The 18,180-nt window shown below is 63.4% G+C and carries 19 protein-coding genes; 11 read left to right on the forward strand and 8 right to left on the reverse strand.

The annotated features are described in order from the left end of the window. Positions 1–41 precede the first annotated feature (41 nt). Positions 42–401: an SUF system Fe-S cluster assembly protein gene (locus RSE12_10810; protein ID WRH60902.1), complete on the reverse strand. Its 360-nt coding sequence runs from the start codon at positions 399–401 to the stop codon at positions 42–44. A gap of 151 nt (positions 402–552) precedes the next feature. After that, positions 553–1,089, reverse strand: coding sequence for a single-stranded DNA-binding protein (ssb, locus tag RSE12_10815; protein ID WRH60903.1), 537 nt, complete (start codon positions 1,087–1,089; stop codon positions 553–555). Positions 1,090–1,392: 303 nt separating this feature from the next. On the opposite strand from ssb, the gene RSE12_10820 reads away from it, so the two are divergent. The 4 genes from RSE12_10820 (at position 1,393) to RSE12_10835 (ending at position 3,567) form a co-directional block, all read left to right on the forward strand. Then, the gene (locus tag RSE12_10820; GenBank protein WRH60904.1) at positions 1,393–1,674 is read left to right on the forward strand and encodes a PepSY domain-containing protein; all 282 of its coding nucleotides are present in this window, start codon (positions 1,393–1,395) and stop codon (positions 1,672–1,674) included. Positions 1,675–1,787: 113 nt separating this feature from the next. After that, entirely contained in the window at positions 1,788–2,309 is a 522-nt protein-coding gene (locus RSE12_10825) for a cytochrome b/b6 domain-containing protein (protein ID WRH60905.1), read from the forward strand. 34 nt (positions 2,310–2,343) lie between these two features. After that, a complete protein-coding gene (locus tag RSE12_10830) occupies positions 2,344–2,892 on the forward strand; it encodes a helix-turn-helix transcriptional regulator (GenBank protein ID WRH60906.1) in 549 nt (182 codons plus the stop codon). A gap of 75 nt (positions 2,893–2,967) precedes the next feature. Continuing rightward, positions 2,968–3,567 carry a lytic transglycosylase domain-containing protein gene (locus RSE12_10835; protein ID WRH64790.1) on the forward strand — a complete coding sequence of 200 codons (600 nt, stop codon included), beginning with the start codon at positions 2,968–2,970 and terminating at the stop codon, positions 3,565–3,567. Between the two features lie 185 nt (positions 3,568–3,752). Here RSE12_10835 and RSE12_10840 read toward each other — a convergent pair whose 3' ends face one another. From RSE12_10840 to miaA, 6 genes are all read right to left on the reverse strand, one after another. After that, entirely contained in the window at positions 3,753–5,837 is a 2,085-nt protein-coding gene (locus RSE12_10840) for an ABC transporter ATP-binding protein (protein ID WRH60907.1), read from the reverse strand. 100 nt (positions 5,838–5,937) lie between these two features. Further along, on the reverse strand, positions 5,938–7,104 hold the full coding sequence (locus tag RSE12_10845; protein ID WRH60908.1) for an ABC transporter permease: 1,167 nt from the start codon (positions 7,102–7,104) through the stop codon (positions 5,938–5,940). A gap of 11 nt (positions 7,105–7,115) precedes the next feature. Next, positions 7,116–8,201 carry an ABC transporter permease gene (locus tag RSE12_10850; protein ID WRH60909.1) on the reverse strand — a complete coding sequence of 362 codons (1,086 nt, stop codon included), beginning with the start codon at positions 8,199–8,201 and terminating at the stop codon, positions 7,116–7,118. A gap of 124 nt (positions 8,202–8,325) precedes the next feature. Continuing rightward, complete coding sequence (locus RSE12_10855) at positions 8,326–9,975, reverse strand: ABC transporter substrate-binding protein (protein ID WRH60910.1); 1,650 nt, start codon at positions 9,973–9,975, stop codon at positions 8,326–8,328. A 240-nt stretch (positions 9,976–10,215) separates the two neighbouring features. After that, a complete protein-coding gene (locus tag RSE12_10860; GenBank protein WRH60911.1) occupies positions 10,216–11,037 on the reverse strand; it encodes an AraC family transcriptional regulator in 822 nt (273 codons plus the stop codon). Positions 11,038–11,212: 175 nt separating this feature from the next. Next, positions 11,213–12,103 carry a tRNA (adenosine(37)-N6)-dimethylallyltransferase MiaA gene (gene miaA, locus RSE12_10865; GenBank protein ID WRH60912.1) on the reverse strand — a complete coding sequence of 297 codons (891 nt, stop codon included), beginning with the start codon at positions 12,101–12,103 and terminating at the stop codon, positions 11,213–11,215. A gap of 163 nt (positions 12,104–12,266) precedes the next feature. Here miaA and pyrH point away from each other — a divergent pair, with 163 nt between their 5' ends. The 7 genes from pyrH to RSE12_10900 all read left to right on the forward strand — a co-directional run bounded on the left by pyrH (position 12,267) and on the right by RSE12_10900 (position 18,170). Further along, positions 12,267–13,001: a UMP kinase gene (gene pyrH / locus RSE12_10870; GenBank protein ID WRH60913.1), complete on the forward strand. Its 735-nt coding sequence runs from the start codon at positions 12,267–12,269 to the stop codon at positions 12,999–13,001. Between the two features lie 144 nt (positions 13,002–13,145). Further along, positions 13,146–13,712, forward strand: a complete 567-nt coding sequence (gene frr, locus RSE12_10875; protein WRH60914.1) for a ribosome recycling factor — start codon at positions 13,146–13,148, stop codon at positions 13,710–13,712. Positions 13,713–13,833: 121 nt separating this feature from the next. Beyond that, positions 13,834–14,511 carry a polyprenyl diphosphate synthase gene (gene uppS, locus RSE12_10880; GenBank protein WRH64791.1) on the forward strand — a complete coding sequence of 226 codons (678 nt, stop codon included), beginning with the start codon at positions 13,834–13,836 and terminating at the stop codon, positions 14,509–14,511. 125 nt (positions 14,512–14,636) lie between these two features. Next, positions 14,637–15,368: a phosphatidate cytidylyltransferase gene (locus RSE12_10885; GenBank protein ID WRH64792.1), complete on the forward strand. Its 732-nt coding sequence runs from the start codon at positions 14,637–14,639 to the stop codon at positions 15,366–15,368. Positions 15,369–15,374: 6 nt separating this feature from the next. After that, entirely contained in the window at positions 15,375–16,559 is a 1,185-nt protein-coding gene (dxr, locus tag RSE12_10890) for a 1-deoxy-D-xylulose-5-phosphate reductoisomerase (protein WRH60915.1), read from the forward strand. A 3-nt stretch (positions 16,560–16,562) separates the two neighbouring features. Then, entirely contained in the window at positions 16,563–17,900 is a 1,338-nt protein-coding gene (gene rseP / locus RSE12_10895) for an RIP metalloprotease RseP (GenBank protein WRH60916.1), read from the forward strand. Between the two features lie 132 nt (positions 17,901–18,032). Continuing rightward, positions 18,033–18,170: a hypothetical protein gene (locus tag RSE12_10900; protein WRH60917.1), complete on the forward strand. Its 138-nt coding sequence runs from the start codon at positions 18,033–18,035 to the stop codon at positions 18,168–18,170. Positions 18,171–18,180 lie beyond the last annotated feature (10 nt).

The raw sequence follows: 18,180 nt of genomic DNA on the forward strand, positions 1-18,180 counted from the left end.
AAACCTTTGCAAAGCCGAAATGCAAGAAAAAAGTTTTGCGCTTACATAAAGCCGAGTTCGAGACGGGCCTCATCGGACATCATGTCCATTCCCCAAGGGGGATCGAAGGTCATCTTCACATTGACCGACTTCACCCCGGCCACGGGTTCCACCGCATCGGCCACCCAGCCGGGCATTTCGCCCGCCACGGGGCAACCCGGCGCAGTGAGGGTCATGGTGATGTCGACGTCATTCTCGGTTGAGATGTCGACAGTATAGACCAAGCCGAGATCGAAGATGTTCACCGGGATTTCCGGATCGAACACGGTACGGCAGGCCTCGACCACCTGGTCGTAGAGCGGGTGGTCGGTGCTGGAGGGCGCGATCAGCGGTGCGCCTTCGATCTTGTCCACGTTGGTCATGGCGGTTCCGGAAGGGGTTGTTGAGTGAATATATAGGGAATGCCGGGGCCAAGGTCCAGTGCAGGAAGTTGGCCCCGACAAGGGCGCAGCAAAAAGGGCGCGGCCCTTGCGGGATGCGCCCTTTGCCGTTTCAGCCGTATGGCCGTTGGGATCAGAAGGGGATCTCGTCATCCATGTCGCTGCGCCCGCCTGCGGGGGCGCCACCGCCACCGCCGCTGCGCGCGCCGCCGCCCTGATAGCCGCCACCGCCGCCACCAGAGGCGCCACCGCCCTGATAATCATCATAGCCGCCGCCGCCGTAATCGCCGCCTGCACCACCGCCGCCGCCGCCGCCATCGCGGCCGTCAAGCAGGGTCAGTTCACCGCGATAGGGGCGGATGACGACTTCGGTCGTATACCGATCCTGCCCGCTTTGATCCTGCCACTTGCGGGTTTCAAGCTGGCCTTCGACGTAAACCTTCGATCCCTTTTTCAGGTACTGTTCGGCCACCTTGGCGATGTTTTCGTTGAAGATCGCCACGGAATGCCATTCGGTGCGTTCCTTGCGTTCGCCCGAGCTTTTGTCGCGCCAGGTTTCCGAGGTGGCGATGCGCAGGTTCACCACCTTGCCGCCGTTCTGGAAACTGCGAACCTCGGGGTCGCGCCCGAGATTGCCGACGATGATCACCTTGTTGACGGAACCGGCCATGTTTTCCCTCCGAATCTGATCCTGTGCGGAGGCTATCCTCCGGCTGGTTAACAAAAGGCTATAGCCCGCCGGGCAGGAGGCCGCAATCATAGGCTGGGGTTAGGCCGGGCATCGGCTGGGCTCGGCTTTGGGGCGCCTGCACCTTTGGGTGGAGAGCGGAAGTCCGCTCTGTGCCTTTGGTCAGAGGGGGGAAGGCCAAGACCTATCCAAGACCTGGGTTGGATTTCGGATCACGCTGGAACGGGGCAGGTGGGGGGCATCCGGCGGCAGAGATGTCCGTCGGCGAACAAACCTGGAGCAGAGATGATGATCCGTAAATTTGCCGTTGTTGCCCTTGTCCTTGGAAGCCTGGGTGGTGCCTTTGCCGCGCCTGCCATTACGATGGCAGAAACCGAAGCCACGGTGGATGCCGCCGTGCAGGAAACGCTGACCACGCAGCTGGTGGCCCAAGGCTATGAGGTCCGCCAGTTCAAGGCCGAAGACGGGCTGATCGAGGTCTATGTCGTCAAGGACGGCAAGATGGAAGAGCTGTGGTTCGATGCGGGCCTGAAGCAGGTCGAGCATGAAGAAGGCGAAGAGGGCTGATCCCCTTTCGGCGCGCCCGAGGGTGGCGCGTCGGTGATGATGCAGGCAGGCGCGGCCGGGGTGAACCCGGGCGCGCCTGCCCCCCAAGGGATCATGGAACGGGAGTTGGGATCATGTCGGTGAAGGTGCGTGTCTGGGATCCGCTGGTGCGGGTGTTTCACTGGGCCTTGGTGGCGGCCTTTGCGGCCAATGCCTTTTTCACCGCGCCGGGCAAGGTGGCGCATCAATGGGTGGGCTATATCGTGGCCGGGCTGATCGCGCTGCGTGTGATCTGGGGATTCATCGGCACGCGCCATGCACGTTTTGCCGATTTCCTGCCGGGGCCGGATGCGGTGCTGGGGCAGGTGGGTGATATGGCCACCGGGCGGCGCCGGGTGCATGAAGGCCACTCGCCTCTGGGCGCGCTGATGATCTTCAACCTGCTGTTGACGATGGCCGGGTTGGCGGCGTCGGGCTATGCGATGACGACGCTGATGTTCTTTGGCGTGGGCTGGGTGGAGGAAGTGCACGAGGTGCTGGTCATCTGGGCCGAGATTTCCATCGTGGTGCATGTGCTGGCCGTAGTGGTGGAAAGCCGCAGGCTTGGGGTAAACCTTCCGAAATCCATGGTGACAGGGTACAAGACACTTCCCTGATGGATGACCGGGTGAGGTGAGGGTGAGCCAGCCGATGATCGATGACGTTGTTTCGACCCGCGACGTTGCGCGCCCGAAGGCGCGTGATGCGCGGCTGCTGATCCTGCTGATCGGGTTCCAGATCCTGTGTTCGGCCTTTTTTGTGGTGGATATCGTCGAGGATTTCCAGGAAGGCGGCGTGGTGCTGACGCATATGCTGCCGGAACTGGGGGCCACGCTGGGGTTGTTTGTCGGGCTGGCATTTGAGGTGCGGGCGCTGATGAACCTGATGCGGCGGCAGGCCGTGATGGAGAAATCCCTGGGCGTGGCGGCCGGGGCGCTGGGTTCGTTGATGGAGGATTACTTTCGCCAATGGGGCCTGACGCCATCAGAGGCGGATGTCGCGGCCTTTACCATCAAGGGCTATTCCATTGCCGAGATTGCCACCCTGCGCGGATCGGCGGAGGGGACGGTGAAAACGCACCTGAATGCCATCTATCGCAAGGCCGGCGTGCAGGGGCGCGGGCAGTTGGTGAGCGTGCTGATCGAGGATCTGCTGAACGCCCCGCTGGTGCCCGAAGCGGCCGTCGCGACGAAGGTCTGAGCGGTGATCAAGGCACTGGCCAAGAGGGGTGGTGATCTTGTAGTGTCCGCCCGGTTGGATGTGCGGGATGGATGGATGCGGACCTTTGTCTTTGGTTCCCTGATTGCGGTCTGGGCGGTGCTGCCGGCAGAAGGCGCGCGCGCGGAAGGGCTGACGCTGTCGGGATCGGGCGTTTCGCGTCTGGCGATCTTTGAAAAGCAGAAAGACCTGCTGGAGGGGCGGCTGTCCAAGCAGTATTCCGGATCGGAACGGTTGAAGCCCAAAAGCGAACGTGACGAAGACGGGGGGCCGGTGCCGGCCTTTCGCGGCAATTACAAGGGCGAGTTCCTTGAGGTTGCCAAGGCGGCGGCGCGCAAGCACAACATCCCCGAAGATCTGTTCCTGCGGCTGGTGCAGCAGGAAAGCGGCTGGAACGTCGGCGCGGTGAGCCCGAAGGGCGCGACGGGCCTTGCGCAGCTGATGCCCGATACGGCGCGGTTCCTGAGCGTGGATATCAACGATCCGCAAGAGAACCTTGAAGGCGGGGCGCGCTATCTGCGGATGATGTATGACCGTTTTGGCAGCTGGCGGCTGGCGCTGGCGGCCTATAATGCCGGGCCGATGGCGGTGGAAGAACATGACGGCATCCCGCCCTATGCCGAGACCAAGAATTACGTGAAGGCGATCCTCGGGTAGGGCGCGCGCAAGAATTTTCGAAAATTCTTGCAAAATTCTTCGAAGAATTTTGGCTTGGGCGCTTTGGACAAGGGGCGATTTCTGACGCAGAAATCGCGGCGGAATTTGACGCAAATTCCGGCTCCCCCCAGTGGGGGAGCGTTTTCTGCGTCAGAAAACGACGCGGAAATTGTGTCAATTTCCGCTTATTCGGCGGCGATCTTGATGACCGGCTCCATGGTGGCGAAAACCTCGTCCGGCAGGTGGCATTTGATCTGATGGCCGCCTTCCAGCATCCTCACCGGGGGCACCTCGCGATCACAAAGCCCGCCTGCGACCTGCGATTTCCAGCGGCAGCGCGTCTGGAACGGGCAGCCGGGGGGCGGGTTGACGGCTGAGGGGATGTCGCCTTCCAGCACGATGCGTTTCTTCTGCACGCGGGTATCGGCGATGGGAACGGCCGACAGCAGCGCCTCGGTATAGGGGTGGTAGGGTGGCTGGAACACCTGGTCGGTGGTGCCCATTTCCACCACATGGCCCAGATACATGACCATGACGCGATCCGACAGGTAGCGCACGATGGACAGGTCATGGCTGATGAACAGCAGCGTCGTCTTGTTTTTGCGCTGGATGTCCATCAGGAGGTCGGTCACGGCGGCCTGCACCGACACGTCAAGCGCGGAGACGGGTTCATCGGCCACCACCACCTTGGCCCCGCCTGCAAAGGCGCGCGCGATGCCGACTCGCTGCTTCTGGCCGCCGGACAGTTGGCGCGGCATCCGGTCGGCGAAGGCGCGGGGGAGTTTGACGAGATCGAGCAGTTCCAGCATCCGGGACTGGCGTTCGGCATCAGAGTCACCGAATTTGAAAATCTCCAGCGCGCGGATGATTTGGCGGCCCACGGTTGAGGACGGGTTGAGCGTGTCGAACGGGTTTTGAAACACCATTTGCAGTTTCGAAATCGTCCCGGTGTCACGCATCTGGATGGGCGTGTTCTGGACGTTTTCATCAAACAGCATGATCTGGCCGCTGGTTGCCGTTTCCAGCCCCATCAGTACCTTGGCGAAGGTGGATTTGCCGCAGCCGGATTCGCCCACGATGGCGAGGGTTTCGCCTTCGCGCGCCTCGAAGCTGAGGGTTTCATTGGCCTTTACCACCTTGGCCGAGCCGCCACCGAAGGCGGAGCCGGAGACGGAATAGTATTTCTTGAGATCGTCGAGTTTCAGGACCACGCGTCCGATAGGCGTTTTCTCGACCATTTTCACGGCGGCGAGGGGGGCGTTCCAGTCGATCTCGGCAAAGCGGAGGCAGCGGGTTTCGTGACGGTTGTCATCGGGGACGGTGGCCATGGGCACGTCTTGCGCGTTGCAAAGGCCATCCTTGAAGTAATCGCAGCGCGGGCCGAAGTTGCACCCGTTGGGGCGCTCATGCGGCAGAGGGAAGTTGCCGGGAATGGCCACGAGCGGGCGGGTGTTCTTGTCGGCACCGGGCAGCGGGATGGAGCGGAAGAGCGCCTGGGTATAGGGGTGGCGCATCTTGTCGAAAACTTCCTCGACATTGCCGGTTTCCACCGCCTCGCCGGAATACATGACGCAGAGCCGGTCGCAGACGTCGAGCACGAGGCCGAGGTTGTGGCTAATGAACAGCATGGAGGTGCCGTATTTCGTGCCAAGTTCCTTGACCAGATCGACGATGCCGGCCTCAACTGTCACGTCGAGCGCGGTGGTGGGTTCATCAAGGATCAGGAGCGCGGGTTTGGACATCAGCGCCATGGCGATGACGATGCGCTGCTGCTGGCCACCCGAGAGCTGATGCGGGTAGGCGTTGATGATGCGGTCGGGGTCGGGCAGGCGGACATCGGCCACGATCTGGCGCGCGAGTTTCCAGGCATCGTCCTTGGCCATGCCCTGATGGATCATCGGCACTTCGGCCAGTTGCGCGCCGATCTTCATCGCCGGGTTCAGCGAGGCCATGGGTTCCTGATAGATCATGGCGATTTCCGAGCCGCGGATCTTGCGCAGCTCTTCATCTTCCATATTCGTCAGGTCGCGCCCCTTGAAGCGGATGGTCCCGCCCGTGATGCGGCCGTTCTTGCCCAGATAGCGCATGACGGCGAGGGCGACGGTGGATTTGCCGCAGCCGGATTCGCCCACCAGCCCCATCGCCTCACCGGCCATGACAGTGCAGGAGAAATCCATCACGGCAGGGATTTCGCGCAGGCGCGTGAAGAAGGAGATCGAAAGGTTCTCGATTTCGAGGATGGGTTTGGACGGATCCCAGGGTTCAGACATGGTGGCCTCGCGCGGGTGGAGGGTGCGGGACCGGGGGTTTCACACCCCCGGACCCCCGTGGGATATTTGAACAGAGAAGAATTGGGGGCGGGTCATGGGATCAGTCCTTCATGCTTTCTTCGCGCAAGCCATCGGCGAGGAGGTTCAGGCCAAGGACAAGCGACATGAGGGCGAAGGCGGGGACGACCGCCGGGTGGGGGGCGATGGCCAGCAGGCGGCGGCCATAGTTGATGGTGCTGCCCCAGTCGGGGGATTCGGGCGTGACGCCGAGGCCGAAGAAGCCGAGCGTTCCGAGAAGGATGGTGGTGTAGCCGATGCGCAGGCAGAAATCGACGATCAGCGGGCCGCGTGCGTTGGGAAGGATCTCCCACAGCATGATGTACCACGGGCCTTCGCCGCGGGTCTGGCCGGCGGCGACGTAATCGCGGGTCTTGATGTCCATCACCATGCCGCGGACGATGCGGAACACGCCGGGCGAGTTCACGAAGACGACCGAGACGAAGACGTTAAGCATGTTAGGGTCCATCGACCAGATGCCGGTGGGATCGGCATTGAAGGCGAGGCCGGAATAGGCCCAGAGGCCGATGACGAGGACAAGGCCCACATAGAGGTTGCGCTTGGACGGTGCGGTGAAGAAGCGCGCGTTCAAAAGCAGCGTGAGGAAGATCACCGGGAAGATGAACAGGATTGCGGCGAGCGCCGTGGGGATGCCGGTGACGCGAATCTCGGGCGTGACCAGCAGGTAGAACAGCAAGATCACCGGGAAGGCGAGGACGAGGTTGGAGATGAAGCTGATCGTGGTGTCGAGCTTGCCGCCCAGATAACCTGCGGGCAGGCCCAGTGTGATGCCGACCATGAAGGCGATGACCGTGGCGGCGGGGGCGATCTTGAGCACTTCGCGCGCGCCCATGACCATGCGGGAAAACACGTCGCGGGCGAGGTGGTCGCCGCCCAGCAGGTAATAAGGATAGGCGCCTTCGGCCACGTCCTTGACTGGCGCGCCGGGGAGGATGTTCTTCATCCCCGACAGCTGTGCCAGCGGATCATGGGTGATGATCCAGTCGGCGAAGATGGCTATGAAGACCCAGAACATCACAAGGCCGAAGCCTGTCATGCCCACCGGGCTGTCGAAGATGCGGCCATAGAGGCCCAAGCGGCGTTTATAGCGCATCGACAGTGCGAAGGTGGCGATCAGCGCCACCCAGACGGGCAGGAGCTGCGCTGCGATGCGCAGGAAGATGGAGCCCCAGGAAAGTGCGTCGTCCATTCTTGCTTCCCTTACGCGAGGCGGATGCGGGGATTGAGGAAGACGTAGCCGATATCCGAGATCAGCTGCGTTACCAGGACGACGAAGACGGCGACAACCGAGCAGGCGAGCAGGGTGTCGATGTCGTTATTGCCGGCGGCCTGCACGAGGGTCCAGCCGAAGCCTTTGTAGTTGAAGAGCGTTTCCACGATCACCACGCCGTTCAAGAGCCACGGGAATTGCAACATGATCACCGTGAAGGGGGCGATCAGGGCGTTGCGCAGCGCGTGGCGCATGACGACCTGACGGAAACCCACGCCCTTGAGCCGGGCGGTGCGGATGTATTGCTGGGTCATCACCTCGGTCATCGAGGCGCGGGTCATGCGGGCGATGTAGCCGATGCCGTAAAGCGCGATGGTCATCACGGGCAGGAAGAAGTTCCAGAAGGTGATGTTCTCCATGGCGGAGGTGGCGGTGCCGGGGAACAGCGTCTTGCCCGAAATCCAGCCCGCTTCGGCGAGGATCGGAGAAACGCCTGCCGTGGCGGAGGCCAGCAGCGCGATCAGGATGACGCCGGAGACATATTCGGGGGTGGCGGTGGTGGTGATGGCAACGGTTGACAGGATCCGGTCGGTCCGGCTGCCTTCGCGCATGCCCGAGAGCACGCCAAGGAGTAGCGAGGCGGGGACCATGACGATCATCACCCAGAGCATCAGCCAGCCGGTTGCGCCGAGCGAGCGCGCCAGAACCTCGGTCACGGGTTGTTTGAAGACGGTGGAAAAGCCCCAGTCGCCTTGCAGGATCCCACAATGGCTGCGGGCGGTGGCGGCGTCCTGACCCTTTTCGATGCAGCGGCCGCGGATCGTGCCATCCTCATCCGTGAGGGTCCAGCCGGGCATCACGCCAAGCCATTCGCCATAACGCACGAAGACCGACCCGCCATAGCCGTTGCTTTCCAGCCAGCTTGCCACGGCGTCATCGGCCATGCGGACCGAGGCTTCGGACTTAGCAAGCTTTTCAAGGTTCGGCGGCAGGTTCGTCATGTAGAAGACGATGAAGGTGAGCGCGATGGCCGTCAGGATCATGACACCGATACGCCGAAGCACGAAGAGGAGCATGGCTCATCCTTTCCCGGTCATGGGATCGCAGGCAAATGGAATGGCTGTGCGGGGCAAGCGCGCCCGGAGCAGGCGAAGGAGGGCGCGCGGGGAATGCCCCGCGCGCCCGTCTTGCGATGGCAGATCAGGCCGCAGCGATCGACCACTTGTAGTGGTGGTGTTCAAAGGTGGCGTGCATGTCGGCACCTTTCACCTTCGGATCGAAGTGGCGGTAGATCGAGCGCCAGTAGGGCTGCACCATGACGCCCTGTTCCTGCATGATCTCTTCGAGACGCTTCATCACCTCGGACCGGGCCTTGGCGTCGGCAATCGACAGCGCCTTGGCGAGTTCGGAGTCGAATTCCGCGTTGGCGAAGGCGGATTCGTTCCAGGCTTCGCCCGAGCGATAGGCCAGGGCGAGGATCTGGACGCCGAGCGGACGCATGTTCCATTCGGTGGCCGAGAACGGGTATTTCAGCCAGTCATTCCAGAAGGTGGAGCCCGGAAGAACGGTGCGCTTGATGTTGATGCCTGCGTCGCGGATCTGCGCGGCGACGGCGTCACAGGTTGCGGCCTGCCAGCTGTCATCGAGCGAGATCAGTTCGAATTCGAAATCGGCCTTCCCGGCGGCGTCGATCGCGGCCTTGCCGGCTGCCGGATCAGCGGCCAGCGGGGGCAGGGCGTAGTATTCGGGATGGATCGGGCAGACATGGTGGTTTTCTGCCACGGTGCCGAGGTTCGAATAGCCCAGCTCCAGCACGACATTGTTGTCGACGCATTTGATCAGGCCGGTGCGGACGTTCACATCCTTGTACTCTTCAGCCATCTGGTTGAAGCGCACAGCGAGGGTGGCGGCGGTCACGGCTTCGGATTTCGTCCAGCCCAGGGCATCGAACTGTTCAATGAATTCACCGGTCGACTGGTAGGTCGCATCCAGTTCGCCCGCTGCTGCGGCGTTCACTTCGGCCGACGGATCGGTGCCGAGGTCGGTATATTCGATCCGGTCCAGATACGGGCCGCCATAGACGGCGGTGCCCCACCAGGTGTGATCGGCGTTCTTGACCAGATGCGCCTTGACGCCCACCTCGACCGTTTCGGGCAGGAAGGGGCCGGTGCCGGGCGTGCCGGTCGGATCGCCGTTGTCATAGGATTTGTGGACCACGGCGGCGGGATAGTCGGCCAGACCTGCGACCAAGGTGACGTCCGGCGCGCTGAGGGTGAGTTTCACGGTCAGCGGGTCAACGACGGTGACGGCACCTTCGCGCAGGGTTTTCGCCTCGGCATCCACCAGATTGGTGATGCGGCCCGGCATCGAGTTGCCCTCGACGCTGGCATCGCCCCAGCGGGTGAAGTTGTGCAGCACGTCATCGGCGGTGAAGTCTTCGCCGTTGTTCCATTTCACGCCGGGGCGAACCTTGAGCGTGTATTCGGTGGCGTCGGCATTGGTTTCCCACGATTCCAGCAGCATGCCGCGGATCGAGCCGTCGTTGTTGTATTCGACGAGGTATTCCAGCCAGCCGCGGGTGACGTTGGCGATCTGCGACCAGTCGGCGGTGCGCGGGTCTTTCAGCGCCTTGATTTCCATAGACATGCGCAGCGTGCCGCCCATCGCGGGCGTGTCCTGCGCCATGGCGGGCGCGTCCATGCCGATGAGCGCATAGGCAGCGGCGGCAGAGACGCCGAGTGCGGTGGTGCGGGCAAGGAATTCGCGGCGGGACAACTGGCCCTGACGCAGTTCGTTGGCATACATCGTGGCCGCCGGATGCAGTGCGGCGATGTCGAGCGTGTCTTTCATGTCGGTCTCCCTGGACTGGCAGTTGGTTTATTATTTTTATGTCGGTTTCGCGCACCGGTTGAGCAGGATTTCCCCATGCAAGCATCGACATGGGCAAGAGCATCACAGCCAGCGGCGCGCAGTTCGCAAACACCATAGCGCATCTTTTTCGGTCTTACGTCAACGCTTGGATTCGCCGTCTGGCGGTCGGTTCGCGACAGATTTGCGACGATTCCGGGCGATGGCGCCGCCGAACGCCCGTCACTGGGACCGGCGGAACTCGGTCGGGGACTTGCCGGTGAGGTGCTGGAAGGCACGGGTAAAGTAGGCCGCCGAGGTGAAGCCGAGGCTGGCCCCGATCTGGCCCACGGGCATCCGGGTTTCGGCCAGCAGACGGCGGGCCTCAAAAATGCGGCGGTCTTGCAGGATCGTGATGGCCGACCGGCCGCAAGCCTGACGGCAACAGCGCGACAGATGGGTGGGGGTGACGCCCAGCGCGGCGGCAAAGTCACCAACCCCGGCACCCGAGCGGAAATCGCGTTCGATGAGCGCGGTGTAGCGTGCCACCAGGCGGCGGGCGGCGTCGGGCTTGCCCTGTTCGGGCGCGGCCTTGGCGACCTGCCGTTCCAGCCAGACACCCAGAAGGCCAAGGTAATGGCGTGTGGCGCGTTCATGGGCGGGGCTGTCGGAATTCATCTCGCGCAGGATCATGTCGAAGATGACATTCACCTCTTGCTGGGCGTGTACCTCGCGGATGCGGAGGATCTGCGGGGTCTGGGGCAGGGGGATGGGGCAATCCTTGCCAAAGAAGATGGCATTGCCAAAGACCTGCGGCCCGACCTCGAACCCGTGCATCACGCCGGCGGGAATGAAGACAGCGTTGTGCGCGGTGTAGCCGCGCGTGACGCCGGCCACGGTGATGCGTCCCTGTCCCTTGGTGAACCACAGGAGCATCGGTTCGGAAATGGCGCGCATCGCCTCGACCCGCCAACGGCCACCGGCGGCGAGTCGCGGAATCGCGACAAGGCGGGGTTCCCCGCCAGCCACACCCGAAACGGCCGCTGAATGGTTTTGGTCTTGCATCAAAGGCACTTCCGCCGCGTTGTTAACGAATCATACGCCTGCTATTGCAACGAACCCAAGCGAAAAGATGGCGAGGGGGGGCAGTTATCCACAAGGCATTCGTCGCCTGTTGATAACCAAGGGGTGTCTCAGTTCTGTGGCAGTGTTCTATGACAGCCCATTTTGGCGGGTGCCGTCAGGGCAGGACGATGCTGCGCCAGTCGCCCATGCGGGACCGGAACCATGTCCGCTGACGTTTGGCATATTGGCGCGAAGCGATCTTGGCAGCCGCGATGGCATCGGGCAGGGACAGTTCGCCGCGCAGATGGGCGATCAGTTCAGGCGCGCCGATGGCGCGGGAGGAGGGGCGGGTGGGCTGCCAATGGGGCAGTTCGGCGCGGGCTTCATCCAATGCGCCTGCGGCGATCATCTGGTCGAAGCGGTGGTCGATACGGCTGTTGAGCCAATCGACATCGGGCCGCAGGACGAGCGCCTGCGCGCCTGACAAAGGCAGAAGCGGCGCGCCGGTCTGATCCTGCCAGGCGGCGAGGCCGCGGCCGGTGCTGCGCTGCACCTCCCATGCGCGCTGGATGCGGGCGGGATTGCGCTGATCAATCCGGGCAGCGGTGGTGGGGTCGAGATCTGCCAGCAGGGCGGCGGGGCCGTGCTGCGACAGGCGCTGGTCAGCCTCGGCCCGGATGGCGGGGGGCGTGGGCGGGATTTCTGCCAGCCCTTCGGTGAGGGCGGTGAAGTAAAGCCCCGTGCCGCCCACGATGACGACAGGGCGGGACAAGAGTGGCGTCACTTCGCGCAGCCAATGGCCCACCGAATAAGGCGCATCGCGCCCGATATGGCCGTATAGGGCGTGAGGCAGGGCGGATTCGTCGGGAACAGAAGGGCGGGCCGTCAGGATGCGCCAGCAATCATAGACCTGAAGCGCGTCGGCATTCACGATCACGCGCCCGTCGCGGGCGGCCAGTTCCATCGCGAGCGCGGATTTGCCGCTGGCGGTGGGGCCTGCGATCAGGACGGGGGCTTCGCGCGAGAGGGGCGACAGATCAAAGCCCAAGGGGGATGTTCCTTTCAACGTCCATTGGTCCGGGCCTGTTGCGCAGGCAGGGAAGGGCGGGGCCCCCTGTGTGCGGTGCCGACATTCGCAATTCCGGCCTGCCGTTCCCGGTTGAACCCGCCGCCGTTTTCATACATTTTGCGGCGCAGTCCAACCGATATACTGAAGAACGGGGTTTTCCATGTCCAAACCGGGTCTTGATGCTGCGGTGAAGTATAGCCGCGTGATGCTCAAGATCTCGGGTGAGGCGCTGATGGGGGATCAGGGCTTTGGTCTGCATCCGCCCACCGTTCAGCGCATCGCGCAAGAGGTGAAGTCGGTGCACGATCTGGGCGTCGAGATCTGCATGGTGATCGGCGGGGGGAACATCTTTCGCGGGCTGGCCGGATCGGCGCAAGGGATGGAGCGGACGACCGCGGATTATATGGGGATGCTGGCCACGGTGATGAACGCGCTGGCGATGCAATCGGCGCTGGAGCAGATCGGGGTGTTCACCCGTGTGATCAGCGCGATTCCGATGGATCAGGTCTGCGAGCCTTATATCCGCCGTCGCGCCGTGCGGCATCTGGAAAAGAAGCGCGTGGTGATCTTTGCGGCCGGGACGGGCAACCCCTATTTCACCACCGACACGGCCGCCACGTTGCGTGCCAATGAGATGGCTTGTCAGGTGATCTTCAAGGGCACCAAGGTGGACGGGGTTTATGACAAGGACCCCAAGAAGCACTCCGATGCCAAACGCTATGTGACGGTGAGCTATGATGAATGTCTGGCCAAGCATCTGGGGGTGATGGATGCCTCGGCCATCGCGCTGGCGCGCGACAACAACCTGCCGATCATCGTGTTTTCGCTGGACGAGCCGGGCGGGTTCCGCGGCATCCTGCGGGGCGAAGGAACCTATACACGGGTTCAGGACTGACGCGCCGGGCCGCAGCGCAGCGCAGGGATGTGCCCTGCCGCGTGGTCAATGACGCTGTTCCGTTGCGGTGCGGCTCTGGTATAGAGCAACGAAACGGCCCCGAAATCCGAAGCGGGTTTGGGCTGGAGAATGAAGGAAGACCAAATGTCGGCTGATGACCTCGACATCGATCTGGACGCCATTCAGCGCCGCATGGACGGCGCGATGAACGCGCTGAAGCAGGAATTCGCCTCGTTGCGGACGGGCCGTGCGTCGGCGCAAATTCTGGACCCCATTCAGGTGGATGCCTATGGCCAGATGACGCCCATCAACCAGCTTGGCACCGTGAACGTGCCTGAGCCGCGGATGGTGGTGATCAACGTCTGGGACAAGGGCATGATCAGCAAGGTGGAAAAGGCGATCCGTGAAAGCGGGATCGGGATCAACCCGGTGACCGACGGGCCGCTGATCCGGCTGCCGATCCCCGAGTTGAACGAACAGCGCCGCAAGGAGCTGGCCAAGGTGGCGGCGCAATATGCCGAAAGCGCCAAGGTGGCGATCCGCAACGTGCGGCGCGACGGGATGGACCAGATCAAGAAGGCCAAATCTGCCGGCATGTCCGAGGACGATCAGAAGATGTGGTCAGACGAGGTGCAGGAATTGACGGATAAGGCGATTGTCGCCGTCGACAAGCAGCTTGAACAGAAGCAGGCGGAAATCATGCAGGTCTGACATGGCCGGGCCGGGGGCTTTGGTCCCCGTCTGGCTATGTGGGGGGGAGCAGGGCTTGGGAACAGGCAAGACAACCGATCCGAAGCGCCCGCCCCGCAATGCGGAGCATGTGGCCATAATCATGGATGGCAATGGCCGCTGGGCCACATCGCGCGGCTGGCCGCGGCTTGTGGGGCATCGGCGCGGGGCGGAACGGGTGCGCGAGATCGTGCGCGCCTGTCCTGATCTGGGCATCCGTTGGCTGACAGTTTACGCCTTTTCGACCGAGAACTGGAAGCGGTCCACCGAAGAGGTGCTGGGCCTGATGGCGATCTTTGCCCGCTATATCGAGCGTGAGGCGGACCGACTGTCGATTGAAGGCGTGCGGTTGCGGTTCATTGGCGACCGGACGCGGCTGGACCCGAAGTTGCAGAAAATGATGGCCGGGATCGAGGCGCGCACGGCGGGTGGCGCGCGGCTGAACCTTACTGTGGCCATCAATTACGGCGGGCGCGATGAGATTGCCCGCGCGGTGCGGTCCATCGCCCGTGATGTGGCCGAGGGGCGGTTGGCACCCGAGGCGGTGACGGAAGCGGTGTTTGCTTCGCGTCTGGACACGGGCGATCTGCCCGACCCTGATCTGGTGATCCGGACCAGCGGTGAGACGCGGACATCGAATTTCCTGCCCTGGCAGGCGGCCTATGCGGAATACGAGTTTTCGCCAACGCTGTGGCCGGATTTCGGCGCGCAGGAATTGGCGGCAATTGTCGGCCAGTTCGGCAATCGCGAGCGTCGATTTGGTGGTGTGGCAGGCGCATGACGGACAAGACGGAGGAGAGCGCGGCGGAGGCCGCCGCGCAGGCCGCAGCGGCACCGGCAGAGCCGGCGGCCAATGTGCTGGGTCGGTGGAATGACCTGAGGCCACGGGTGGTGTCGGCCATCGTGATGATTTCCGTCGGTGCGGCGGAAATCTGGCTGGGCGGGCCATCCTTTGCTGTGCTGGTGGTGCTGCTGACGGCGGGGATGATCTGGGAACTGGCGGCGATCACCGCGCCGGTGCAGAAGAACCGCCCCCTTTTGATGGCCGGGATTGCGGCGGCGGCGCTGAGCGGGGCGCTGGTGTTGCGGTCTGATCTGGCGACGTCGCTTTTGATGATGGCGCCGATGGCGCTGGCGCTGACGCCGCGCCGGGACCGCCAGATTGCCGCGCTTTATGCGGCGGCGATCATGGTGGCGGGCTATGGGCTGGTGGACCTGCGCGAAGAGGTTGGCACGACCGGCATCCTGTGGCTGGTGATCATCGTGGTGGTGTCGGATGTGGCGGGGTATTTCGTCGGGCGGATCATGGGCGGGCCGAAGTTCTGGCCCAAGGTCAGCCCGAAGAAAACCTGGTCGGGGACGGTGGCGGGCTGGATCGGGGCGGCGCTGGTGGGGCTGTGCTTTGTGATTGCCGGGCGGGGGGATTGGGGTCTGCTGATCCTGTCGCCCATCGTGGCGCTGGCCGGGCAGTTGGGCGACATTCTGGAAAGCTGGGTCAAGCGCCGGGCAGGGGTGAAGGACAGTTCCAACCTGATTCCGGGCCATGGCGGGCTGCTGGACCGGTTCGATGCGCTGATAGGGGCGACGGTTCTGGTGATGCTGCTGGGTCTGTTCTTCAAAGACCTTCCGATCGGCTGAGGGGATATGCGGTCGATTTCCATATTCGGGGCCACGGGGTCGATCGGTGAGAGCACCTTTGATCTGATCCGCCGGGCAGGCGGGGCCGATGCCTATCGGGTTGTTGCGCTGACCGGCGCGCGCAATGTGCGCAGATTGGCCGAGATGGCGCGAGAGTTGCGGGCCGAGGTGGCGGTGACGGCGCATGAGGCGGAGTTGCCCGCGCTGCGCGAAGCGCTGGCAGGGTCGGGCGTGCAGGCAGCGGCGGGTGCGGCGGCAATTGCCGAGGCTGCGGATCGGCCAGCCGATTGGGTAATGAGCGGGATCGTGGGCGCGGCGGGGCTGGTGCCGGGGATGCGCGCGCTGCGCCATGGGGCATGTCTAGCGCTGGCAAACAAGGAAAGTCTGGTGACGGCGGGGGAGTTGCTGCTTGCCACGGCACGGGCGCATGGCGCGACGATCCTGCCGGTGGACAGCGAACATTCAGCGGTGTTTCAGGCGCTGACAGGCGAAGATGCCGGGGCGGTGGAGCGGGTGATCATCACTGCATCGGGCGGGCCGTTCCGCGAATGGCCGCTGGAGCGGCTGGCGGCGGCGACGGTGGCCGAGGCAAAGGCGCATCCCAACTGGTCGATGGGCAACCGGATCAGCATTGATTCCGCGTCGATGTTCAACAAGGCGCTGGAACTTATCGAGACGCGCGAGTTTTTCGGGTTCGATCCGGCGATGATCGAGGTGCTGGTGCATCCGCAAAGCATCGTTCATGCGCTGGTGGGGTTCCGCGATGGGGGCATCATGGCCCATCTGGGGCCTGCCGACATGCGCCATGCCATCGGATTCGCGCTGCATTGGCCAGAGCGGGGACATATCCCGGTGGAGCGGCTGGATCTGGCGCGGCTGGGCAGCCTGACATTCGAAGCCCCCGATGACCGCCGCTTTCCAGCGCTGCGGTTGGCGCGTGAGGTGATGGCGCTGCGCGGGCTGTCGGGCGCGGCGTTCAATGCGGCGAAGGAGATCGCTCTCGATCATTTCATGGCGGGCGAGATCGGATTTCTGGACATGGCGGCGGTGGTCGAGGATACGCTGGAGGTCCTGTCAGCCGAGACGGGGCTGACAAAGCCCGCGGCGAGCCTTGAAGAGGTGCTGGCCATGGACCATCTGGCAAGAATACGGGCCGCCGAGCAGGCCCGAAACCGAATAAAGGGCAGGTAGCGCGTGGAACTTATCAACCTGATCCCAAGCTTTGGCGGCTTGGCCTATACGATCCTTGCCTTTGTGCTGGCGCTGCTGATCATCGTCTTTGTGCATGAATTCGGCCATTACATCGTGGGTCGCTGGTCAGGGATTCATGCAGAGGTGTTTTCGCTGGGCTTTGGGCCGGTGATCTGGTCGCGGGCGGACAAGCGCGGGACGCGCTGGCAGATCGCGGCGCTGCCCTTGGGCGGTTATGTGAAATTCTTTGGGGATTCGAACGCGGCGTCGGCCGGGCATGTGGATGATCTGGGCGGGCTGACGCCTGAACAGGTGCGGGCCACGATGCATGGCGCGCCGCTTTGGGCGCGCACGGCGACGGTGGCGGCGGGTCCGATCTTCAATTTCATCCTGTCGATCGTTGTCTTTGCCGGGGTGTTTCTCGCCAGCGGTGTGGCGACGGATGCGCCGACGGTGGGAATGGTCAAGACCATGCCGGGGATCACGGCTGGCCTGCAACCGGGCGACAAGATCGTCGCATTGGGCGGGCAGGAGACGCCGGATTTCCCGGCCTTCCTTGATGCGGCGGCAGCTTTGCCGCCGGTGGCCACGGCGCAATACCTAGTGGATCGGGGCGGCGTGACGGTCGAGGTGACGGATTCGCATCCGCTGCCGCCGCTGGTGGAAACGGTGCAGCCGGATTCGGCAGCGCAGGAGGCCGGGGTTCAGGCGGGTGACATCGTCACAGGGGTGAACGGGCAGGCGGTAACGACCTTTTCGCAACTGCGCGAACTGGTGGGGGCATCCGATGGTACGCCCCTGCGGTTGAGCCTGATGCGCGAGGGCCAGCCGGTCGAGTTGGAATTGCAGCCGCGCCGGGTGGATCTTCCGCTGGCCGAGGGCGGGTTTGAAACCCGCTGGCTGATCGGGTTGACGGGGGCGATGTATTTCGAGCCGGAAACGCGGGTGCCGGGCGTGATTGAAAGCATCGGTCTGGGCGCAAGCCAAAGCTGGGACATTGCGACCACGTCGCTGTCGGGGCTGTGGCATATGGTGACGGGGGCGATATCGTCGTGCAATCTGCGCGGGCCGATCGGGATTGCCGAAACCTCTGGTGCGGCGGCAAGCGCGGGGATCACCAGTTTCATCTGGTTCATCGCCATGCTGTCGACGGCGGTGGGGATGATGAACCTGTTCCCGGTGCCAGTTCTGGATGGCGGGCATCTGGTGTTCTACGCCTATGAGGCGGTGACCGGCAAACCGCCGACGGCCAAAGCGCTGCGGGTGTTGATGACGGTGGGTCTGGCGGCGATTCTGACGCTGATGGTCTTTGCGCTAACCAACGACATTTTCTGTCCGTAACCTAAAGTGGGCAGCGCGCCAGCAAGGCGCGTGCCAGTTTGCCCCCGTCGCGAAAGTGCCGGGTGTGAGCCAAAGTCGCGCCATATTTGCATCCTAGTCCTGACCTCACGAACGGGGGCCGGAGGATAGAAGATGCAAACATTCACGAAGGGCTATCGCGGCCTGTCTTTGATCATGGTGGTGAATTCCGACCGTATCTTCACGGTGGGGACGATGGTGGCGGGTTTGCTGGCCGGCGCCTTCCTTGGTTCTTCACTTTTGGGTCACTGAAAATCGTTAA

Origin of the sequence: Fuscovulum sp., from assembly GCA_035192965.1 — a bacterium.
Classification (GTDB): Bacteria; Pseudomonadota; Alphaproteobacteria; order Rhodobacterales; family Rhodobacteraceae; genus Paragemmobacter.